Below are 21,848 nucleotides of genomic sequence, written 5' to 3' on the forward strand. Positions count from 1 at the left end.
GCGGGCTTGTAGCGAGCGGTTGCCCGCCTCCCTGGCACACGCAGTGTAATCTTTGTTCTTTCTTGATTTTCTCGCTAGTCTGACTTTGTGACCAACGAAAGTCACTCGGATTCCCGAGGCAACGATGCGCGAGCCCCCCGAGGACGCCGACAGAGGCCCCGACGTCACGCTCTTCCTTTAATACGTACTCGCAGTGCGAGTCAGGCCTCTTACGCTGGCCGCTCGAAGGACATCACGGCCTCGACGTGGTGCGTCTGCGGGAACATATCGACCACCTGGAGGGCCAGGGGCTTGTAGCCCGCCTCGACCAATCCGGCGGCGTCCCGAGCAAGGGACGCGGGGTCGCACGCCACGTAGACGACGCGCCGCACGCCCAGCGCCGTCATCCACTTCGCCAGCCCTGGGGCACCCGCGCGCGGCGGGTCGGCGAGGCACACGTCGAACCGGCGCCTTTCGGCCACCAGGCCATCGCACACCTTGCGAGCGTCGCCCTGGACGAAGCGAACGTTCGTCACCCCGCCCTCGCGAGCGCTCCGCTGGGCCAGCTCGACGCCGACGGGCGACGACTCCACGCCCAGCACCGACGCCGCGCTCCCGGCCAGGGGGAGCGTGAAGTTCCCATTGCCCGAGTACAGCTCCAGGACGGCGTCCGACTCCGTGGCCCCCAGCTCGTAGATGGCCGAGGTCACCAGGCCGACGTTGGCCTCGGCGTGGGCCTGGGCGAACGCGTCCGGCCGGAGGTACAGGGGCACTTCGGGCCGCAGCGGCGAGTACGAACGCAGTGCGGGCTTTCCGATGATGCGGGCCGACCCCTCCTTCGGCGTCAGCACCGCCCCCTGGAGCCGTAGCGCACGGACGGCGCCCTCCGCGGCCTCCAGGTGCCGAGGTGTCACCGCGCCCTGGAGATTCACGGCGAAGGCTGCTTGCTCCCCTTCCGCCAGCAGCAGCACTTCCTCGGCGTCCTTCGCCAGGGGCTTGAGCAGCGGCGCCAGCTTCCCGGGCAGCGCAGCCAACACGGGCGTGAGCGCGCCGCAGACGTCCACGGGTACGCGCTCGTGGCTGCGCCGGCCGAAGTACCCCAGCGTGCCCTTGCCCGTGGGGTGCAGCACCGCGCGGCGGCGGTAGCCCCAGTCGCGGGGCGCCACCAGCAGCGGGCGCACGGTGAAGGCGTCCCGGGACAGGCGGCCCAGGTGCTCCAGGGTGGAGAGGACGATCTCCTGCTTCGCGGCGCGCTGGGCGGGCTCGTTCAGTCCCAGCCAGTCACAGCCGCCGCAGTCGCTGGCGTGCGGGCACGGCGCCTCACGGCGGTCCGGCCCGGGCGTCACGACCTGCCGCAGGATGCCGCGCAGCACGCGCCCCTGCAGCTCCAGGTGCACGCGCACGGTGTCGCCCGGAAAGGCCCCCGGCACGAAGACGGTGCGCCCCTGCCAGGAGGCGATGCCTTCGCCCAGCTGGCCCAGGCGCTCAATCGTCAGTTGGATGGGAAGCTCGGGAAGCGGCAGCATTCAGGCACTACTCGGCGGGCGGGAGCTCCGAGCGCAGGCGCTCCACGAACTCCTCGATACGCGATCGCTTGTCGTCATCAACGTCCACGAACTCCACGGCCATCCCCGGGGACTGGGACGTCGAGCCCCCCACCGGGTTGGTGCGCGTCACCCGGCCCGTCAGGTCCACCGGGAAGTGCGCGCCGGGCAGCGTCACCAGCAGCCGCACCTCCGTGCCCACGGGCAGCGGCTTGTCGGTGTTGATGTAGAGGCCCCCCTTGGACAGGTTCACCGCGAAGTCCGTCACGAAGCCGGAGACGCTGCGGTAGGCGACCGGCAGCTCGTGTTCGAGACGCGGCGCGCGGGGCTGAGGGGTCGAGGTGTCCGGACTGTCTGCCATGGGAAGCGCTCCGCCGCGGGAGGGGTACGACACCCGCGGCGGTGCACCTTAACCGCACACGCTCAGACTTTCATCTCACGGACGTCGGGGGCCACGATCAGCTTCGGCTCGGTGAGCTTCTGAACCTGCTCCACCGTCACGCCCGGGGCCAGCTCGCGAAGGACGAGCCCCTCCGGCGTCACGTCGATGTACGCGTGGTCCGTGACGATATGGTGGATGCACTTGAGGCCCGTCAGCGGCAGCGAGCACTTCTTGAGGATCTTGGGCTTGCCGTCCTTGTTGGCGTGCTCCATGGCCACGAAGATGCGCTTGGCCCCCACGGCCAGGTCCATGGCGCCGCCCATGCCCTTGATCATCTTCCCGGGGATCATCCAGTTGGCCAGGTCACCCTCTTCGCTGACCTCCATGGCGCCCAGCACGGCCATGTCGATGTGGCCGCCGCGGATCATCCCGAACGACAGCGCCGAGTCGAAGAACGCGGAGCCGGGCACCGCCGTCACCGTCTCCTTGCCGGCGTTGATGAGGTCCGGGTCCTCCTCGCCCTCCATGGGCCAGGGGCCGATGCCCAGCAGGCCGTTCTCCGACTGGAGCACGATGTCCATGCCCTTCGGGATGTAGTTGGCGACCAGGGTGGGCATGCCGATGCCCAGGTTGACGTAGAAGCCGTCCTGCAGCTCCTGGGCGATGCGCTGTGCAATCTGTTCACGAGTCAGTGGCATGGCTGGGCTCCTCAGGCCGACTTGCGGACGGTGCGCCGCTCGATCCACTTCTGGAGGTTCTTCGCCTGGACGATGCGCTTCACGAAGATGCTCGGGACGTGCACCAGGTCGGGGTCCAGCTCGCCGGGCTCCACGATGTGCTCCGCCTCGACGATGGTGACCTTGGCCGCCATGCACATCATCGGCGAGAAGTTCCGCGCCGTCTTCCGGAACACCAGGTTGCCCCAGCGGTCCGCCTTCCACGCCCGGACGATGGCGAAGTCCGCCTTCAGCGGCGTCTCCAGCACGTGCAGCCGCCCGTCGATGACGCGCGTCTCCTTGCCCTCGGCCACCTGGGTGCCGGCGCCCGTGGGGGTGAAGAAGCCGCCAATGCCGCAGCCGCCCGCGCGGATGCGCTCGGCCAGCGTGCCCTGCGGGTTCAGCTCCACCTCCAGCTCGCCGGAGAGGAACTGCCGCTCGAACTCCTTGTTCTCGCCCACGTAGCTGGACACCATCTTCTTCACCTGCTTGTTCTGAAGCAGGATGCCGAGCCCCAGCTCGGTGGTGCCGCAGTTGTTGGAGATGATGGTGAGGTCCTTCACGTTCTTCCGGTGAAGTGCCTCGATGAGGTTCTCCGGGTTGCCGCACAGCCCGAAGCCGCCGCTCATGAGCGTGCAGCCATCCGGGATGTCGGCGACCGCCTCGTCCGCGCTCGCATAGACCTTGTTCATCCGCCCTCCCGCATGTGCGAACGGGGTGAAGGCCCTTCGAAGGCCCCACCCCGTGTCCCTCCCTATCGGGAGAGGAAGTTCAGCGCTCCACCATCAGCGCAATGCCCTCGCCGCCGCCGATGCAGAGCGACGCGACGCCACGCTTCTTGTCCAGGTCCTTCATCGTCTGCAGCAGCGTCACCAGCACGCGCGCGCCGGACGCGCCAATCGGGTGCCCCAGGGCCACCGCGCCGCCGCGCACGTTCACCTTCGACCCATCCAGACCGAGCAGCTTGTTGTTCGCGATGGACACCACCGCGAACGCCTCGTTGATCTCCCAGAGGTCCACGTCACCGGCGTTGACGCCCTTCTTCTTCAGAAGGTTGTTGATGGCGTCCGCCGGGGCGATGGTGAACTCCACCGGCTTGCGCGCCGCCTGGGCGTAGCCCGTGATGCGGCCCAGGATGGTGCGGCCCTCGGCCTTGGCGCGCTCCTCGCTCATCAGCACCAGCGCCGCGGCGCCGTCGTTGATGGAGGACGCGTTGGCGGCCGTCACCGTGCCGTCCTTCTTGAACACCGGCTTGAGGCCCGGAATCTTGTCCGGCTTCGCGTTGCGGGGCCCCTCGTCGTCGGTGACGGTGACGACGTCGTCCGGCTTCTTGCCGGGGATCTGGACCGGGACGATCTCCGCCTTGAACAGGCCTTCCTTCTGGGCCTGGATGGCGCGGCGCGTGGACTCCAGCGCGAACTCGTCCTGCTGCGCGCGGCTGATGTTCTGCGACGTGGCGCACTCCTCCGCGCAGTTGCCCATGTGGACGTTGCCGTACACGTCCCAGAGGCCGTCGTGGATCATGGAGTCCTTGAACTCCACGTGGCCCATGCGGGCGCCGCCACGCATGGCGTGGCTGATGTAGGGCGCGTTGCTCATGGACTCCATGCCACCCACCACGACGACGTCCGCGTCACCCAGGGCAATGGCCTGCGCGCCCGCGATGACGGCCTTGAGGCCGGAGCCACAGACCTTGTTGAGCGTGGTGGCGGGAACGGACTCGGGCAGGCCGGCGAAGATGGCGGCCTGACGGGCGGGCGCCTGACCCACGCCGGCGGTCAGCACATTGCCCATGATGATCTCCTGCACGGCCTCGGGCTTCACGCCCGCGCGCTCCAGCGCCGCCTTGATCGCCACCGCGCCGAGCTGCGGGGCCGTCAGCTTGGCGAGCGCGCCCTGGAAGGCACCAATGGGAGTACGGGCCGCGCCCACGATGACGACGTCACGAGCCATGAAAACTGCCTCCTCTTGAGGATGTGCGGATGAGTTTCGATAACAGCGGCGCTGGCCCTTATCACCGGCCAGTTCACCGAGTTCAAGCATCGTTGCTCGTCACACGGCCCTGAGCGTCCACTAGGCACGACGCGGCGCAGCAGAAGGCATAAGGGCGCGTCGTCACGAGACCTTTTGGCTCGCTCGACGCGCCCCTGCCCGCCCGACCGGTCGGACGGTTACTGCCGGGTGTGCCAGGTGACCAACGCGGAGTCCGTTCCGCCCGTGGTGAGGACCTGTCCATCCATGCGCCACGAGGCGCCCATGACGGCGCCTTCGTGCGCGCCGACCACGGAGGTCAGGAGGTGCCGGTCCTCGAGCAGCTCCCACTGGAAGACGAGCCCTGCCCAGCCGCCGCCGGCGAAGCGCCTCCCATCCGGGCTCCACGTCAGGGTCTGCTGCTCGGTGGTGTTCGCCGCCTCCGCGACAAGGGCGCCCGTCGCCAGGTCCAGGACGGACACGCCCAGGCGGTCACTGCACGCCACCCGGGTCCCATCCGGGCTGATTGCGGCGGCGGACAGCATTTCCCTCGGGCCTTCCACCCGTTGGCGCGCCCCCGTCTCCGGGGTCCAGAAGTCCCAGCTCGCGTCGTCATGGACGATGACCAGCCCCGAGGCGCTCCATCCCAGCGCCACGACCGGGCTGTCCGTCAGAGGGATGTGGAGCAGCTCCGCGCCCGTGGTGATGTTCCAGACCTGCACGCCGGTCTGCCTGCCGGTGAGGATGGGATGCGCCCCCGCGACGGCCAGGTAACCCTCGCTCCCGAACGCGTGAAGCGCGGCGAATTCGATGCGAGGCGTCCGCCCTACGTCCAGCGGCGTCATCTGGAACGGTGAGCGGACCCGGGTCCCTGTCGCGGCATCCCAGAGGTTGGCCCGGCCGTCCGCGCCCCCGGTCGCGAGGAGGGTGCCGCCAGCGTCCCAGCCGAGCGCGAGCACCTCCTTGCCGTCATGTCCATCCAGCGTCGCCAGGGCCTGGCCAGCGCCGCTCCAGAGCCGGACCGTGCCGTCCCTACCCGCCGACGCCAGGGTGTTCGCGCCAGGGGCCCAGGCGGTGGCGTTCACGGCCTCCGCGTGGGCCAGCAGCTCGCGCCGGTGTGCCCGGGGGGACTGCGCCTCCACGGTGAAGAGGGAGACCGCCGCCGGGAGGCCCTCCACCGCGACGAACGACTCCCCGCTGGGGTGGAAGCGCACGGCGCTGTAGCCCGTCCCGTTCAGCGGGTCCGCCGGGAGCTCGGAGGCATCCGCGACCACCTCGCCGGTGGTGACGTTGAGGACGACCAGGTTGCGGATCAGGTCCGACACCACGACCCAGTTCTTCGTCGGGCTCCACTCCATGCGGGAGGACACGCTCCACGCGCCCCACCACGACGCCTCGAGCTCATGCCTGGCCGTCCCGAACACCCGGACGTTCCGGTAGCTGCCCACCGCGTAGCGGGCGCCATCCGGGCTCCACGCGAAGCTCTCCGCGTTGTCCACGACGTGGGGCTGAACCCAGGGGTCCAGGGTGTGGATCTCCACCTGGTCTCCCTCCACTTCCAGTGCGATCCGCTGGCCATCCGGGCTCCAGTGGAGCTGACGTACGGTGCGCGTGGAGCGCAGCAGCGTCCGGCGCTCCGTGCCTGTCGCGGCGTCCCAGAAGCGCACCTCCGCGCCGCCCGTGGCCACGTTATGAACGGTCGCGAGCTCGTTCCCGACCGGCAACCAGGCCAGCTTCGCCACGGCGCCGGCATGGGCACTCCACGTCCGGTAGGGCGCCTCCGTGCCCGGGTCGAACAGGGCCACACGCCCATCCGCGAGCCCCACGGCCAGATCGCGGACCTGCGGGCCCCAGGCCAGCGCGCGGAAGTCCGTGTCGTCCATTCGAATCAGCTGGGAGAAGTGCCCCTGGCTCACATTCCAGATGCGCACCACGCCCCGGACCCTGGCGCCATCCAGCACGGCGAGCAGCGTGCCACCTGGCCCCCAGGCGGCGTCACTGGGGCTCCAGGCACTGGACTGCCGCCACTCGGCGACGCGCTCCACCTTCGGCGCGAACCTCGCGGTGCAGCGCCGGTCGAACTCAAGCCGGAAGACGTTGTCTGCCAACTCGGTGCCACAGCCCAGCCACCCCAGGAAGCGCCACCCTTCCTCCGGCTCCACCTCCAGGGTGACAGCGGTCCCCAGGTCGAAGCGCGCGCTGCACGTGCCCGTGCAGCCATCAATCCCAGTGGGGGTGCTCCTCACCTGCCCCATCCCCAGGACCTCCAGCGTGAGCGATCGCTTCCCATCGTCCGGAGGCGGCGGGGCTTGCACGGCGAAGCCCACATACTCGGACCACGCGCCCACCGTGCCGTGGGCATCCACCGCGCGACAGCGGGCCGTGAACTCGCCCACGGTCTGGAAGGTGGCCGTCACGTCCGCGGCCGTGCCGCTGGGCACGCGCTGGGACACGCCCGTGTCGGCCTTCGCGCGCCCCCAGTCGAACACGTAGGTCAGCGCGTCGCCGTCCGGATCCTCGGCGACGCAGCGGAAGGTCCCCGCCGCTCCCACCGTGAACGCCGCGTTGGGCCGCTCGATGCGCGCGGCGCCCGGAGGTTGGGAGGCGGTCGAATCGACGCCTTCATCACCTGAACACCCGAACACCGCGCTCAGCGCGAGTGCGCAGGCCAACCGGGCGCGGCTTCCCCAGGTCCAAGAACGAACAAACATGGAATGAGTCCCCCACGCGCTCGGCCCCGTAGCGCGCGGGGCCCTGCTTAGCGCCCGCCCGTCTCCAAGTCAAAGCCGTCCCTGGAGGCCCTACCCCGCAACGGCAACGGCCGGGCCCCCTGTTCGGGAACCCGGCCGTCTCGCCGTGGTGGCGCGTGCGGCTGAAGACTACTTCTTCAGCTTGCTCGCCATCACGTCGCCGAGGCGCGCCTTCGAGCCTTCCGCCTGCTTGCGGAGGTACTCGCGGTAGTCCTCGCCCTCGCCGATCAGCGCCTTCATCGACAGCGCCACCTTCCGGTCCGGGGTGTTGATGTCGATGATCTTCACCTCGACATCCTGGCCTTCCTGCACCACGTCACGCGGGTTCTCGACACGCTCCTCCTTCAGCTCGGAGACGTGCACGAGGCCCTCGATGCCCGGCTCGATCTCCACGAACGCGCCGAAGTCGGTGACCTTGGTGACCTTGCCCTTCACGCGGCTGCCCACGGGCAGGCGCTCGGACAGCGTCTCCCAGGGGTCCGGCTGGAGCTGCTTGATGCCCAGGCTGAAGCGCTCGTTCTCGACGTCGATGTTGAGCACCACCGCCTCGACCTCGTCGCCCTTCTTGAACATCTCGCCCGGGTGCTTGATGCGCACCGTCCAGGAGATGTCGGAGACGTGCACCAGGCCGTCCACGCCCTCCTCGACGCCGACGAACACGCCGAAGTCGGTGACGTTGCGGATCTGACCCTTGATGACGGAGCCGATCGGGTACTTGTCCTCGAGCAGCGTCCAGGGGTTCTGCTCGATCTGCTTCATGCCCAGCGCGATGCGCTTGGCCTTCGGATCGATGTCCAGGACGACGGCCTCCACCTCCTGGCCGACCTCCAGGATCTTCGACGGGTGCTTGAGGCGCTTGGTCCAGGACATCTCGGACACGTGCACCAGACCCTCGACGCCCTGCTCGATCTCGATGAACGCGCCGTAGTCGGTGATGGACACGACCTTGCCGCGCACGCGGGTGCCGACCGGGTACTTCTCGTCGGCGCGGTGCCACGGATCCTCCTGGATCTGCTTCAGGCCCAGGCTGACGCGCTCCTGCGTCGGGTCGAACTTGAGGACGACGACGCGAACCTCGTCACCCACGTTGAACATCTCGCTCGGGTGACCGATGCGGCCCCACGACATGTCCGTGATGTGGAGCAGACCGTCGATACCGCCCAGGTCGATGAACGCACCGTAGTCGGTGAGGTTCTTGACCACGCCCTTGAGGACGGCACCCTCCTTGAGGTTCTTGAGGGTCTCCTTCTTCATCTCCTCGCGCTGCTTCTCGAGGAGCACGCGGCGGGAGAGGACGATGTTGCCGCGCTTCTTGTTGAACTTGATGACCTTGAACTCGAATTCCTTCGAGATGTACTGGTCAAGGTTCCGCACCGGGCGGATGTCGACCTGCGAGCCGGGCAGGAACGCCTTCACGCCGATGTCGACGGACAGACCGCCCTTCACGCGACCGACGATGGTGCCCTTGACGATCTCGTCGCGCTCGCAGGCGGCGCTGATCTCGTCCCAGATGCGCATCTTGTCGGCCTTCTCCTTGGAGAGGACGACCATGCCGGTGTCGTTCTCGCGGCTCTCCAGGAGGACCTCGACGGGGTCACCGGCCTGAACCGAGACCTCTCCGCGAGGGTTGGTGAACTCGGAGATCGGGACCTGTCCCTCGGACTTGTAGCCGATGTCGACAATCGCGAAGTCCTTCGTCACCTGGACCACGGTGCCCTTGACGATCTCCCCTTCCTTCAGGATGCCGTCACCACCGCGCTCCTTGAGCGAGGCCTCGAACATTGCGGCAAAATCTTCTTCACCGCCGTCCATCCCGACCTGCTGGTTCACGTTCTGCTGCATGAAATGGAAGTCCTTTGAAACCGGTACTGCTGCCCCCTGATGGTGGTTTTTCCGTCGTGGCCTGCGGGGAGCAACGGGCCTCGCCGTGCGTCCTCCTCATTGAGGACTTGATTTGATGGAAGCCGCGCACCCTAGACACCGGTGATTCCGGTAGTCAAGCGAGCTCGTGCCCCCTGTCATGTTGAGTGGAGGTCCGACACCGGGAAAGTCAATCCCCGCGTCCGGCTTCCGCCCGGCTGGAATCCAGGCGGGAGGGCGTGAAAACCCGGCCGTGCGGATCCTCGCACCTAGTTAAGAACGCCTGCCCTGCGGCGCAGCCCTTCCGGAAACGCTGTCCGCTCCCCCGCCCGGAGCACACGCAGGCGGCCAAGTCCCTGAAATTCCAGCGACTGCCGCGCGGGCGAGAAAAAAGCACCCGGAATGCGACATTTGAAGGGAGGCGCCGTTCCGGGTGCAGGGGGGAGGCCCGCGTGTCCAGCGCCCGGCACCGACTGGGGTGGTGCGCCCGGGGGGGTGGAATCGTCCCAACTGCCGGCGGCCGCGGGCCTCTTTCCGTCCTACATCAGCCCAGGAGCTTGAAGCTCTCGCGGGCGATCACCATCCGCTGCACCTCGCTGGTGCCCTCGTAGATGGTCTGCACCCGGGCGTCGCGGAAGTACCGCTCCACCGGGAACTCGTCGATGTAGCCGTAGCCGCCGTGGAGCTGCACGGCCTTGTCGGCCACGCGGTTACTCATCTCGCTGGCGAAGAGCTTCGCCATGGAGGCCTCCCGCGAGAAGGGCTGCCCCTGCTCCTTCAGGGCCGCTGCGCGCAGCGTCAGCAGCTCCGCCGCCTCCAACTGCGTCTTCATGTCCGCGAGCATGAAGCGCGGGGCCTGGAAGTCGCCAATCGCCTGACCGAACGCCTTGCGGTCCTTCACGTAGGCCACCGCGGCCTCGAGCGCCGCCCGGCCCACGCCGCAGGCCTGCGCCGCGATGCCGATACGCCCGCCATCCAGCGCCACCATGGCCAGCCTGAAGCCCTGCCCCTCAGCGCCCAGGAGGTTCTCCGCCGGGATCTCGCAGTCCTCGAACGTGAGCCCCACCGTGTTCGAGGAGCGCAGGCCCATCTTGTCCTCGTGCTTGCCGATGATGAGCCCCTTCGTCCCGCCCTCGACGATGAAGCACGACAGGCCCTTGTTGCCCGTCGGGGCCGTGCGGGCCCACACCACCAGCACCCCGGCGTGTGCGCCGGAGGTGATCCACTGCTTGCTGCCGTTGAGGATCCACTTGTCCCCGCGCCGCACCGCCGTGGTGCGCAGCGCGCCCGGGTCGGAGCCCGCGTGGGGCTCGGACAGCGCGAACGAGCCCGCCACGGCCTCACCGGACGCCAGGCGCGTGACGTACTTCTCGCGCTGCGCGTCGGTGCCGAACGCGTTGATGAGCTCGCCGCACATATTGGTGACGGCCATGGCCACGGAGGTGGAGGCGTCCGCCGCCGCCATCTCCATCATCGCCAGTGCATAGGAAACGGCGCCTGCCTCCGAGCCGCCGTAGCGGGCCGGGAGGTTCACCCCGAGCAGGCCCAGCTCGCCCAGCTCCCGGAAGAGGTCCGTGGGGAAGCGCTCCTCACGGTCCAGCGTCCGGGCCTGGGGGGCCACGCGCTCCCGAGCGAACTTTCGGGCGGTGTCACGGATGAGGGTCTGCGTCTCGGTGAGCTCGAGGTTCACGGCGGCTGTCCTACTCGATGGCCTTCAGGTTGAACGGGTACTCGATGGGATGGTCCGCGCCGTCCGGAGGCTTGGGGAAGGTCATGGACGACAGGACGGCCTGCACGCAGTCATGCAGGCTGGGGTCCTTGAGCGTGCTGGCCTTCTTCACCACCCGGGCGTCCTTCACCAGCCCGTTGGCGTCGATGGTGAAGGTCGTGAACAGCCGGCCCTCCACCGTCCGGTCCTTCTCCGCCATGTGGTCCTCGTAGCACTCCTGGATGCGGCGCTGGTGGTGCTGGACGACCTGGCGGATGGAGTCCGGGGTGAAGGGCAGGCGCTCGATGTCCGGCCCGTCGCGCTTGGCGGGAGCCTGCGCCGCGGTGGGCTTGCCACCCGTGGACGGCTTCGACGGTGCGCCCTGTGCGAGCGCCACCGCCGAGGCCAGGACGACTGCGGAGAGGAGCGCGCTCTTCATGGGGACTACTCCTTCAGCAGGTTGGCGGCGATGACGATGCGCTGGATCTCGCTCGTCCCTTCGTAGATTTCGGTGATGCGCGCGTCGCGCACGTGGCGCTCCGCGTCCATCTCCTTGCTGTAGCCCATGCCGCCGTGCACCTGGAGGGCCTTGTTCGCCACGCGGCTGGCCATCTCGCTGGCGTACAGCTTGGCCATGGCGCTCTCCGCGCTGTGGCGCACGCCCTTGTCCTTCTGGAGCGCCGCGCGCCAGACGAGCAGCCGGGCCGCGTCGATCTCCGTGGCCATGTCGGCGATCATGAACTGGATGGCCTGGTGCTCGCGGATGGCCTTGCCGAAGGACTTGCGCTCACCCGAGTAGCGCACCGCCTCCTCGTACGCCGCGCGCGCGATGCCCAGCGCCTGCGCCGCGATGCCGATGCGGCCGCCGTCCAGCGTGCTCATGGCGATCTTGAAGCCCTCGCCCTCCTTGCCGAGCATGTACTTGGCCGGCACGCGCATGTCCTCGAAGAACATGGAGCAGGACCAGGCGGCGCTGATGCCCATCTTCTTGTCCGGCTCGGCGCGGATGAAGCCCGGCGTGTCGGTGGGGACCAGGAACGCGGTGATGCCCTTGTGGCCCGCGTCCTTGTTCGTCATCGTCATCAGGACGATGGCGTCGGCCTTGGGGCCGTTGGTGATCCAGTTCTTCGAGCCGTTGATGATGTACTCGTCGCCCTTGCGCACGGCGATCGTCTTCTGCGCGGCGGCGTCGCTGCCGGCCTCGGGCTCCGTCAGGCCGAAGCAGCCGAGCTTCTCGCCCCGGGCGAACGGCGCGAGGAACTGCTCCTTCTGCGCGTCGGTGCCGAACTTCATCACCGGGTCGCAGTAGAGCGAGTTGTTCACGCTCATGATGACGCCGGTGGAGGCGCAGCCGCGGCTGATCTCCTCCATGGCGATGGCGTAGCAGACGTTGTCGAGCCCGGCGCCCCCATGCTGCTCGGGCACCGCGACGCCCAGGAGGGACAGCTCGGCGAGCTTCTTCACCGCGTCGGTCGGCCAGGCGTGGTGCTCGTCCCACTTGCGGGCGTTGGGGATGAGCTCCTTCGCCGCGAACTCGCGGGTCATCCGCTGGATTTCACGCTGGATGTCGGTCAACTCGAAGTTCATGGAACCTCCATAATATGAGGGGCATCCCTCGGGAACAGCGAAGACGCGGCGCTGGCGCGGAAGCGTCCGGTGGTGTGCCGCTGAGACACCGTCCTGCCGCCTGAGACCCGGGATTCCCCGGCAGAACCCACGAACATGTTGAGGGGCACGGTGACGTCGAGGCTGACGTCCACGCGGTTCCCCTCCCCCGTCCACGCCCGCCGCGCCACCACGGACAGGGTCCACGGCACGGTGTCCCGGTGCCGCTCGATGAGGTCATAGGACAGCCCCACGCCGGCCATGCCGCCCGAGCCGTCCTGTCCCCACAACCCGGCCCCTTCGGCCAACACTCCGAAGCGCGCCGCGTCAGGAAATGCATACACCCGTGCCCCGGCGAGCATCCGGAAGGCCGAGCCCCTCAGCCGCAGCTGCGGCTCCAGGAACGGCGACACCACCAGCGTGGGGCCGGGGATGTCCAGGGGCGGCAGCGCCCACGGGTGGATGGGCCATGACAGCACCCAGTGCTCGCGAGAGCCCGGCCCCCACTCGTAGCGGATGTCCGGGATGAGCGGCTCCAGGAAGCAGCCCGTGTAGATGCACAGCGAGCGCTTCCAGGACACCAGCACGGGCGCCCGCCCCTCCGAGTCCCCGGCGTCCTCCGAGGCCCGGCCGGGCGCGGCGGCCAGGAGACACAGCAGCAGTCCCCCGGCCGCGAGCCCCCTCACCGCTTACTTCCCGGTGAAGGTCGCGGTGCGCTTCTCGAGGAAGGCCTTCATGCCCTCGCGCTGGTCAGCGGAGCCGAACAGGTCGCCGAAGGCCTTGCGCTCGATCTCGTTCGCCGCGCGCAGGTCCTGGTCGGCGCCGGCTTCGATGACCTGCTTGGCCTTGGAGATGGCCAGGGGGCTGTTCTTGAGGATCTTCTCCGCCACGGCGCGGCAGTGCGCGAGCAGGCCGTCCGCGGGGAGGACCTCCAGCACCATGCCAATCTCCTTGGCCTTGGCCGCGTCGATGCGCTCACCGGTGAAGATGAGCTCCTTGGCGCGGGCGCGGCCCACCACGCGGGTGAGGCGCTGCGTGCCGCCGAAGCCGGGGATGACGCCTAGGCCGACCTCCGGCAGGCCGAGCTTGGCCTTCTCGGACGCGTAGATGAAGTCGCAGGCCAGGGCCAGCTCGGAGCCGCCGCCGAGCGCGAAGCCGTTCACCGCAGCGATGGTGGGAATCGGCAGGGCCTCCAGCGCGGCCATGACCCGGTGCCCCAGGGCACCGAACTCCTGCGCCTGGGCGTCGGTCAGCGCGGCCATCTCCGCGATGTCCGCGCCGGCGACGAAGGCCTTCTCCCCGCCGCCGGTGACGATGAGGACGCGTACGTCAGCGGGCAGCGACTTCAGCGCGGCCTCGAGCTCCTGCAGCGTCTTCGTGTTGAGGGCGTTGAGCGCCTTGGGGCGGTCGATGAAGAGGGTCGCGATGGCGCCCTCCTGCTCCAGCCGGATGTTCTCGTAGGCCATGTTCCAGGCTCCTGATGGGAAGTGGGAAGCCGCGCGGGGGCTTCAGTACTTGTAGAAGCCGCGGCCGCTCTTCTTGCCGTACCAGCCGGCGTCCACGTACTGGCGCAGCAGCGGGCTGGGGCGGTACTTGGAGTCACCCAGGCCCTTGTGCAGCACCTCGGCGATGTAGAGCACGGTGTCCAGGCCGATGAAGTCCGCGAGCTGCAGCGGGCCCATGGGCTGGTTGGTGCCCAGCTTCATCGCGGTGTCGATGTCCTCGACGGAGCCCAGGCCCTCCATGACGGCGAAGCAGGCCTCGTTGAGCATGGGGATGAGGATGCGGTTGACGATGAAGCCCGGGTAGTCCTTGGACACCACGGTCGTCTTGCCCATCTTCTCCGCGAGCGCGCGCGTGGTGTTGTACGTCTCGTCGGACGTGGCGGCGCCGCGGATGAGCTCCACCAGCTGCATCACCGGCACCGGGTTCATGAAGTGCATGCCGATGACGGACTCGGGGCGCTTCGTCGACGCGGCGATGCGGGTGATGGGGATGGACGAGGTGTTGGTCGCGAGGATGCCGCCCGGCCGCACCACGGCGTCCAGGTCCTGGAAGATGCGGCGCTTGAGGTCCTCGTTCTCCGTCACGGCCTCGACGGCGAAGTCCACGTCCTTGGCCTCGGTGACGTTCGTCAGCGTGGTGAGGTTGGCCTCGGCGGCCTGCTGCTTCGCCGCGTCGAGCTTGCCCTTCTCCACCAGCTTCTTCAGGCCGGCGCGGATGCGGTCAGCGCCCTTGGCGAGCCCTTCCTTGGACACGTCGGCCAGGGTGACGCGGAGGCCCGCGACCAGTGCCACCTGCGCGATGCCCGCGCCCATCTGCCCTGCCCCGACGACGACAATGTGTTCCGTAGCCATGGCGTGTACGCACCTCTTGGGTCGGAGAATGTGAAGTACGGCGTGCGGGCGGCCTTAGCCCACGCCCCCGGGTCGGTCAACGAACTGCGGCGGGCAACTGGAGCTCACGGACGATGTACCGGTCCTCGCCGACGACCAGTGGCGTCCGCAGGCGCACACGGGCGTCGCTGCCCTCACGTTTCACGAAGAGCGTCGCGTCCCAGGTGCCCTCGGGCAGGTCCACCTGGTACGTGAGCTCGGACGGAGGGCCCGAGGGGAAGAACCGCTCCTCGCGCTTGAGGAGCTGGCCTTCGTTGTCGGAGATCTGCAGGTCCACGGCGCGCACGGACGCCCAGCCCGGCCCCGCGAGCTGGAAGGCGATGTCGCGCTCGGGCGTGCCCGTCACCTGCCACAGGTAGAGACCGAGGGCGGCCAGCAGCAGCAACGGCAGCCGCTTGGCCAGGGCGCTCTTGCGCTCGGGGCGCCGCGGAGGCGGAGGGGCGGCTTCAGCGGGAGGAGGCGTGTCCGCCACCGCTACTCCTTCTTGGTGCGCTTGGCGCTGGGGCGCTTCGCGTTGAGCTCGGAGATGACCACGCTGGGACCGGAGGAGCGGCGCGACTTGGAGGGCTCAACGGGCACCTCCGGCTCGGAGGGCTTCTCTTCCTTCTCGGGAGGCACCAGGCGGATCTGCGCCTTGATCTCCACCGTCATGCCGGACATGAGCTTGAGGAACTCGTCGCGCAGCTTTTCCGACTGGAGGAAGCGGCGGAGCTCCTCGGTGACGACGCGCGTCACCTCGTCCTTGGTCTTCTCGGCCTGGCCGAGGATGAAGCCCAGGGCCTCCTTGGGGAGCTTGAGCTGACCGGCGAGGTTTCGGATGCCCTCTTCGGTCATGAAGAGGGCGCCGAGCCCGGCCACGGCCATGCGGCGGACGAACTCCGGAACGAAGCCCGCGGGCCCGGCGGAGCCACTGGAGCGTCCCTGCCGCTCGTCATCGTCGAGCAGCGGGTCAGGCGGGAAGTCGTCGTTGCCGGCCGGGGCCATGGTGTCTCCTCGATAGTTAGCGGGCCTGCACCACCGGCAGCGGAACGCTCTTGATGCTCTGTGCGGACACGCGCCCCGCGATGTTCCGCGCGACCTCCAGGAAGGCCTTGGCCTCCGGGCTGTCCTTGGCGCCCACCACCACCGGCACGCCGGAGTCTCCAGAGACGCGGACCTTCAGGTCCAGCGGGATTTCACCGAGGAATGGAATCCCGAACATCTGCGCGGCCTTGCTGCCGCCGCCGTGATTGAAGATGGGCGTAGCGTGCGAGCAGTTCGGGCAGACGAACTGGCTCATGTTCTCCACGATGCCCAGCACGGGGATGTGCACCTTGTCGAACATCTGCTTGGCGCGGACCACATCGGCGAGCGCCACGTCCTGCGGCGTGGTGACGAGCACCGCGCCGGCGGCCCGGACGGACTGAGACAGGGTGAGCGCCACGTCACCGGTGCCGGGGGGCAGGTCGAGGACGAGGTAGTCGAGCTCGCCCCAGTTCACGTCCCGGACGAGCTGCATCAGCGCCCCGTGGAGCATGGGGCCCCGCCAGATGAGCGCCTGGTCGGCCTCCACGAGGAAGCCGATGGACATGACCTTGAGGCCGTGGGCCTCGAGCGGATTGAGCGACTTGCCGTCCGGGCTGACGGGCCGCTTGTCGCCCAGGCCGGTCATCAGGGGGACGGAGGGGCCGTAGAAGTCCGCGTCAAGCAGGCCCACCTTGGCGCCGTGCTGGGCCAGGGCGGTGGCCAGATTCACGGCGACGGTGGACTTGCCCACCCCGCCCTTCCCGGCGCCGACGAGGATGATGTTCTTCACCTTGGGGAGGAGCGCGCCGGCGGGCATGCCGCCGCCAGCCGGGCGAACCTGGGCGCCCCACTCGATGTCGAAGGACTTGAGGCCGGGGACGGCCTTGAGGGCGGCCTCGGCGTCGGCCTGGATCTTCCCCTTCATGGGGCAGGCAGGCGTGGTGAGCTCGATCTTGAGTTTCGCGGTGTCCCCGGAGACGCGGACGTCCTTCACCATTCCCGCCTTCACGAGGTCGACGTGAAGCTCGGGGTCCATCACCTTCGACATCGCCGTGAGGATGTCGGCCTGGGAAACGCTCATCAGGACACCTGAAACCTTTTGGAAAACGGGCGGTTGTAAGCCGCCAGCGGGCGCGGAATCTGCCAGCCCAGGGGGGGCTGTCAACGTCGTTTAACGGGGCTGTACGCCCTGCGCACCCTGTAGGCATCGGGAACGGCGGCCGACTGTCGGCCCGCTGAACGGGCCCATCAGGAGGGCTGGTGCGGGTCCCCGCCGGAGGGACGAGGGCCCTGTGGGCTTCTCAATTGCTGCGTTGCGGTAATCACGTCTTCGATCACGCGCCGAACCGCACTGTCGTTGCCCATAGGAGCCCGCTTTCACTTGTGCCTACTCGGATGTGCGCGTTGAGGGCGTACGTGGCGCGGCAAAGACACTCTGGACGTAGGGCTCCCGCTAGAGGTTCGCGCGGGGGATATGCAACACCTGCACGAACGCATTCATCCCTAATCCTTCGAGCATCTCCTAAGCCCTGCCTTCGATTGCTTCAATCTCGTTTGCGACAGCGGTCCGTCATCTCCCGACCGGCTCTGGCGCGTCAGTTCACAGTCCCCTGATGCCAAGCTGTGCAGGTACACTGTCGGTCGTAACGCACCCACCTACTCCGTTCGTGCCACGTCTCGTATGTTCGGCCGCGACTCCGGGGGGGCAACATGCGCCAATGGTGCCCAGCCCGGGTCGGGGGAGTGCCAACGTGAAGTCTGGGTTGAGAATCGGGAGCCTCGCGCTCCTTATGGGTGCCGTGTTCCTGGGATGCGGCGAAGTGAATGAATTACCGACACAACCTCCATCTGGGGGGACGTCTATCGGAGGACTGCCGACCTTTCCTGCCTACCTCGTGAAAGACTTTTACGAACGGCCTCCCCTTGTCAGCCCTGACTCGAATCCCAGCGCCTTCACACGGGTGGGTTCGACGGTGTTCTTTGTCGCGACCGACGATGTTACTGGCACGGAGTTGTGGAAGACGGACGGGACGGCCTCCGGAACGGTCCTCGTCAAGGATATCTATCCAGGCTGGATCGGCCCAGGCGCCCCGAACAGTTCCTCCCCGTCTAGTCTCACAGCAGTCAATGACACGCTCTTCTTCCTCGCCAACGACGGGGTGACGGGAATCGAACTCTGGAAGAGTGACGGCACTGCAGAGGGCACCGTCGTAGTCAAAGATATCATCCCAGGCCTAAGCAGCTACGTGACTGCTGGCTTTGGTGTGATGGGTGGCAGGCTTTACTTCCAAGCGTCGGACGGAAGCACCGCGCCCTGTCTCTATCAGAGCGACGGCACCCCGGAGGGCACGAAACCCGTCCAGCAGCTTGGCGTGATGGAGTTCGCCGCCCATCCGGTGCGCCTCTACGGATCCGAAGACGTTCTATATTTCGCAGCCTCCACCCCCACGACGGGCCTGGAGTTGTGGAAGTCGGATGGGACTTCAGCTGGAACTGTTCGGATCAAGGACATTAACCCCGGCACGGCGTCATCCGGGCCCACACAGTTCACTGCCGTGGGCACCAGCGTATTCTTCTCCGCTTCGGACGGATCGTCCGGACAGGAACTATGGCGCACGGATGGGACTTCAGCTGGAACCGTCCGGATCAAGGACATCAGCCCCGGCACCGATTCCTCCACTCCGCTCAACCTCACCGCATTCAACAACTTGCTCTACTTCACCGCGACGGATGGTGCTTTCGACCGCGAGCTATGGAAGTCGGATGGCACCGCCTCGGGCACCGTCCGGCTCAAAGACATTCGTTCGGGACCCTCGAGTTCCTTCATCACTACCTTCGTTCCACTGGGCACGGAGCTCTACTTCGCCGCAGATGACGGCACGAATGGCTTGGAGCTTTGGAAGACAGACGGCACGGAGGCCGGGACGCTGCTCGTCAAGGACGTCAACCCGGGCGGGTCTTCTGGCTTCTCGAACGGCCTCGCGGTGGCAGGCGGCCAGCTCTTCTTCATTGGCAATGACGGCATTTCTGGCCGCGAGGTGTGGCGCAGTGACGGAACGAGCGCTGGCACCGCACTCGTGAGCGACCTTTATCCTGGCGGCGGCACCTCAAATCCCAGCCCACCCACTGCGTTGGGCAACAAGGTCGTCTTCGCCGCAAGCAATGGCGCCTTGGGGATGCCCGGCAGCTTGGGGCGCGAGGTATGGCAGAGTGATGGAACACAGGCGGGTACAACGGCGCTCCGGGACATCCATGCGCGCCTGCCCTCGGGTGCCCCCCAGGATTTGGTTCATGCTGCAGGTTCGCTGTACTTCTCCGTCCTCAGTGACGCGTCAGCTGACCATCTCCTTTGGAAGAGTGACGGGACGCCGGCGGGCACGATGCTCGTCAGTGCCACGCCCCTTAGTGCCAGGAAACTAACCTGGGTAAACGGGACGCTCTACTTCATGGCGTGGTCGAGCGCGACGGGCTTTGAGCTGTGGAGGACCGACGGCACGGAGTCGGGCACAGTCCTCGTCAAGGACATCAATCCCGGCACTGGGTCCTCGCTGAGCACGAGTTCCATACTACTCCACGCGCAAGGACTGCTCTACTTCACGGCCAACGACGGGACTTCCGGGCTGGAGTTGTGGCGCAGCGATGGCACCACTGCCGGCACGTATCGGGTCAGGGATATAAACCCAGGCAGTGCCTCCGCCTTCTCCGCTTACTCAGCGTTCGCCGAATTCAACGGCGATCTATACTTCCAAGCGACCACCGGCGCTACCGGCACCGAGCTTTGGAAGACCAATGGCACGGAAGCTGGGACGGTCCTCGTCAAGGACATCTACCCTGGCACGACGTCGTCGCTGAGCAGCACCTCGGTCTCCTTCAAATTGCTTAATGGCTCGCTCTACTTCGCGGCCTATGAGCCCAGCAGTGGCAACGAACTGTGGAAGACCGATGGAACAACTGCGGGCACGCTCCTTGTGAAAGACATCTCTTCGGGTGTGGATAGCAGCGGCCCCTCGGAACTCACAGTCGTGGGAAACTCTCTCTACTTCTCCGCAGCGGATGTCACCACGGGCAGTGAGCTATGGATAAGCGACGGCACGACTCCAGGCACCGTGCTACTGAAAGACATCTTTCCCGGCGAGCGATCTTCTACGCCGAAGAGGCTCACTCGTCTGGGCGTGAACCTCCTTTTCACCGCCAATGACGGAACGACGGGGGTCGAGCTATGGAGAACGAATGGAACCGCCGAAGGCACCGTCCTGGTAAAGGATGTCCAACCAGGCGCTAGCGGTGGCCTCATCAACATGGAGGCGCCGCTAGTCATGGAGGAAGAAGGGCTCGTCATCTTCACTGCAGCGGACGCTGCAACTGGAGAGGAGCTCTGGTTGACGGATGGGACCCAGGCCGGCACCATGTTGTTGCAAGATCTCGCGCCAGGAGCCATGCCGTCTCGTCCCACATCCTTCGTTCGCTCCGGCCCCCGAGTGTTCTTCAGCGCGGATGACCGTGTTGTGGGCCGGGAACTGTGGGCCGTAGAGGTGGCGGACCTGCTCCCGGGCCCCTCTCCCTGACGAAGTCAGGGCCGCCGCGATTCCCGCCTGTCCTTCCCCAGATAAGTTAGGCCACGGGAGGATGTGTCCAAGGTCGTATCAAATCGTGTGGACAAGGCTCAGTCGGTGCGGCGGCCTTCCTACGGTAGCGCAACAAGATTGCTGTCCTCGTGGGGGCGACCTGCGAGCACTTCCGAGACGTGCTCGCCGGCGTCGAGCTTGCGGAATTGCTTCAGGAAGATGAGAAGCAGCGTCCAGGTGAAGAAGCTCTGGTCAGGCCATCCGTTGCCCAGCCTTCAGTGCAGATACGAAAGCTGAAGCTGGATGAACCGGTGGCCGGACAGGAGCGGATTGGGCGGGTCGGCCAGCTCCTGGGAGCGGAAGACCATCCCGAGCCCGAGCTGGAACCCTCCCGTCCGGAACGCCGCGCCGAACTCACTGTCCCCCACGATGGGCGCCTTCCGGACGCTGATGCTCGGCCGGAAGAGCGTCCCGTCCAGGAACAGGTTCCTCGCCACCAGCCGCACCTGCCCTCGGGCGTACAGGTAGGCCTCCCAGGCGCGTTCGTCCCTCAGGGCCATCACCTCGGCGGAGGCCTCGCCCGGGGCACGCTGTGACTCAAGCTCACGGACCACGGACGGCATGATGGGCGCCAGTCCGTACGGCCGGGCGAGCCAGCCCACACGGACCGTGCCACCCAGGCTCGCGTTCACGAACACCGTGCCCAGCATCGCTCCCGCCGACCACGTCACGTCCACCACCGGGCTCCAGAGAAACGGCTGCTCGCGGAGCGCGGAGAAGTGGAACGCGGGCTCGGTGGGGAGCTGCTTCTCCCAGCCCACCGGGATTCTCGCCACCGTGCGCCCGAAGAGGTCATTCAGCGTCCGGTGCAGCCATCGCTGCGTCTGCGCCGCGCCCGACGCCGGGCCCGTGACGCCCACCGTGGCCTGGAGCGTCAGCCTCGACGAGTCCGCGGGCGCCCTCCCCGCGTAGATGTGCTGGAACAGGAACCCACCATGCAGCCAGCCCCCGTAGGGGCGGTCATTCGGGTCCGGGAACACCTCCTGGTCCGGCAGCGGCACGATGCGGCTCGGCGTGTACATGTTCTGCGCCAGCGAGCCGCCGCACAGGTACCGGTGCTGCACCCCGTCCGGGAGCCTCAGCGTCCGCGCGATGGAGCGGCACCCGTCGTACTCCCCGAAGTGCTCGATGCGCACGCCGTTCGTGTACAGCCGGTCGCTCTTGGCGAGGACGTCGTTCTCGAAGTGGAGGCTCGTGACGAACGGCAGCTTCTCCTCCACGGCCGGCATGGAGGAGGATTCCGCCTGAGCCAGACAGGATGCGGTCAGCAGCGCGAGTGCCTTCAGCATCGCGCCATTCTACCGCTC

18 protein-coding genes are annotated in these 21,848 nt (G+C 67.5%); 1 reads left to right on the plus strand and 17 read right to left on the minus strand.

Features of this window, described 5'->3' with window-relative positions; genetic code table 11:
- Positions 1-209 precede the first annotated feature (209 nt).
- The 16 genes from VZL07_RS34655 to apbC form a co-directional block, all read right to left on the minus strand.
- Positions 210-1,505 (minus strand): class I SAM-dependent RNA methyltransferase, encoded by a 1,296-nt coding sequence (locus VZL07_RS34655; RefSeq protein WP_426752215.1) that lies wholly within the window; start codon positions 1,503-1,505, stop codon positions 210-212.
- A gap of 7 nt (positions 1,506-1,512) precedes the next feature.
- Positions 1,513-1,884: a TIGR02266 family protein gene (locus tag VZL07_RS34660; protein ID WP_426752216.1), complete on the minus strand. Its 372-nt coding sequence runs from the start codon at positions 1,882-1,884 to the stop codon at positions 1,513-1,515.
- A 62-nt stretch (positions 1,885-1,946) separates the two neighbouring features.
- Positions 1,947-2,603: a CoA transferase subunit B gene (locus VZL07_RS34665; RefSeq protein ID WP_426752217.1), complete on the minus strand. Its 657-nt coding sequence runs from the start codon at positions 2,601-2,603 to the stop codon at positions 1,947-1,949.
- Between the two features lie 11 nt (positions 2,604-2,614).
- Positions 2,615-3,313: a CoA transferase subunit A gene (locus tag VZL07_RS34670; protein ID WP_426752218.1), complete on the minus strand. Its 699-nt coding sequence runs from the start codon at positions 3,311-3,313 to the stop codon at positions 2,615-2,617.
- Positions 3,314-3,392: 79 nt separating this feature from the next.
- A complete protein-coding gene (locus tag VZL07_RS34675; protein WP_426752219.1) occupies positions 3,393-4,574 on the minus strand; it encodes a thiolase family protein in 1,182 nt (393 codons plus the stop codon).
- 218 nt (positions 4,575-4,792) lie between these two features.
- Positions 4,793-7,303: a WD40 repeat domain-containing protein gene (locus VZL07_RS34680; protein WP_426752220.1), complete on the minus strand. Its 2,511-nt coding sequence runs from the start codon at positions 7,301-7,303 to the stop codon at positions 4,793-4,795.
- Positions 7,304-7,471: 168 nt separating this feature from the next.
- A complete protein-coding gene (locus VZL07_RS34685; RefSeq protein ID WP_426752221.1) occupies positions 7,472-9,184 on the minus strand; it encodes a 30S ribosomal protein S1 in 1,713 nt (570 codons plus the stop codon).
- A 562-nt stretch (positions 9,185-9,746) separates the two neighbouring features.
- Positions 9,747-10,892: an acyl-CoA dehydrogenase family protein gene (locus VZL07_RS34690; protein WP_426752222.1), complete on the minus strand. Its 1,146-nt coding sequence runs from the start codon at positions 10,890-10,892 to the stop codon at positions 9,747-9,749.
- A 10-nt stretch (positions 10,893-10,902) separates the two neighbouring features.
- Positions 10,903-11,349 carry an AgmX/PglI C-terminal domain-containing protein gene (locus VZL07_RS34695; protein WP_426752223.1) on the minus strand — a complete coding sequence of 149 codons (447 nt, stop codon included), beginning with the start codon at positions 11,347-11,349 and terminating at the stop codon, positions 10,903-10,905.
- 5 nt (positions 11,350-11,354) lie between these two features.
- Positions 11,355-12,497, minus strand: coding sequence for an acyl-CoA dehydrogenase (locus VZL07_RS34700; protein WP_426752224.1), 1,143 nt, complete (start codon positions 12,495-12,497; stop codon positions 11,355-11,357).
- Entirely contained in the window at positions 12,494-13,201 is a 708-nt protein-coding gene (locus VZL07_RS34705) for a hypothetical protein (protein WP_426752225.1), read from the minus strand. The genes VZL07_RS34700 and VZL07_RS34705 overlap by 4 nt, the downstream gene beginning before the upstream one ends.
- Before the next feature lie 3 nt (positions 13,202-13,204).
- Positions 13,205-13,981, minus strand: coding sequence for an enoyl-CoA hydratase-related protein (locus tag VZL07_RS34710; RefSeq protein WP_426752226.1), 777 nt, complete (start codon positions 13,979-13,981; stop codon positions 13,205-13,207).
- A 42-nt stretch (positions 13,982-14,023) separates the two neighbouring features.
- Complete coding sequence (locus tag VZL07_RS34715; protein WP_426752227.1) at positions 14,024-14,872, minus strand: 3-hydroxyacyl-CoA dehydrogenase family protein; 849 nt, start codon at positions 14,870-14,872, stop codon at positions 14,024-14,026.
- A 76-nt stretch (positions 14,873-14,948) separates the two neighbouring features.
- Positions 14,949-15,383 carry a hypothetical protein gene (locus tag VZL07_RS34720; RefSeq protein ID WP_426752228.1) on the minus strand — a complete coding sequence of 145 codons (435 nt, stop codon included), beginning with the start codon at positions 15,381-15,383 and terminating at the stop codon, positions 14,949-14,951.
- Positions 15,384-15,385: 2 nt separating this feature from the next.
- Positions 15,386-15,895, minus strand: coding sequence for a hypothetical protein (locus tag VZL07_RS34725; protein WP_426752229.1), 510 nt, complete (start codon positions 15,893-15,895; stop codon positions 15,386-15,388).
- 16 nt (positions 15,896-15,911) lie between these two features.
- Positions 15,912-16,997: an iron-sulfur cluster carrier protein ApbC gene (gene apbC / locus VZL07_RS34730; protein ID WP_426752230.1), complete on the minus strand. Its 1,086-nt coding sequence runs from the start codon at positions 16,995-16,997 to the stop codon at positions 15,912-15,914.
- A 670-nt stretch (positions 16,998-17,667) separates the two neighbouring features.
- Between apbC and VZL07_RS34735 the strand changes: the two genes are divergently transcribed.
- Positions 17,668-20,481 carry an ELWxxDGT repeat protein gene (locus VZL07_RS34735; RefSeq protein ID WP_426752231.1) on the plus strand — a complete coding sequence of 938 codons (2,814 nt, stop codon included), beginning with the start codon at positions 17,668-17,670 and terminating at the stop codon, positions 20,479-20,481.
- A gap of 275 nt (positions 20,482-20,756) precedes the next feature.
- Here VZL07_RS34735 and VZL07_RS34740 read toward each other — a convergent pair whose 3' ends face one another.
- Positions 20,757-21,830, minus strand: coding sequence for a lipid A deacylase LpxR family protein (locus VZL07_RS34740; RefSeq protein WP_426752232.1), 1,074 nt, complete (start codon positions 21,828-21,830; stop codon positions 20,757-20,759).
- Between the last annotated feature and the right edge of the window lie 18 nt (positions 21,831-21,848).

The organism is Pseudomyxococcus flavus (assembly GCF_050038885.1).
GTDB classification, from domain to species: domain Bacteria; phylum Myxococcota; class Myxococcia; order Myxococcales; family Myxococcaceae; genus Myxococcus; species Myxococcus flavus.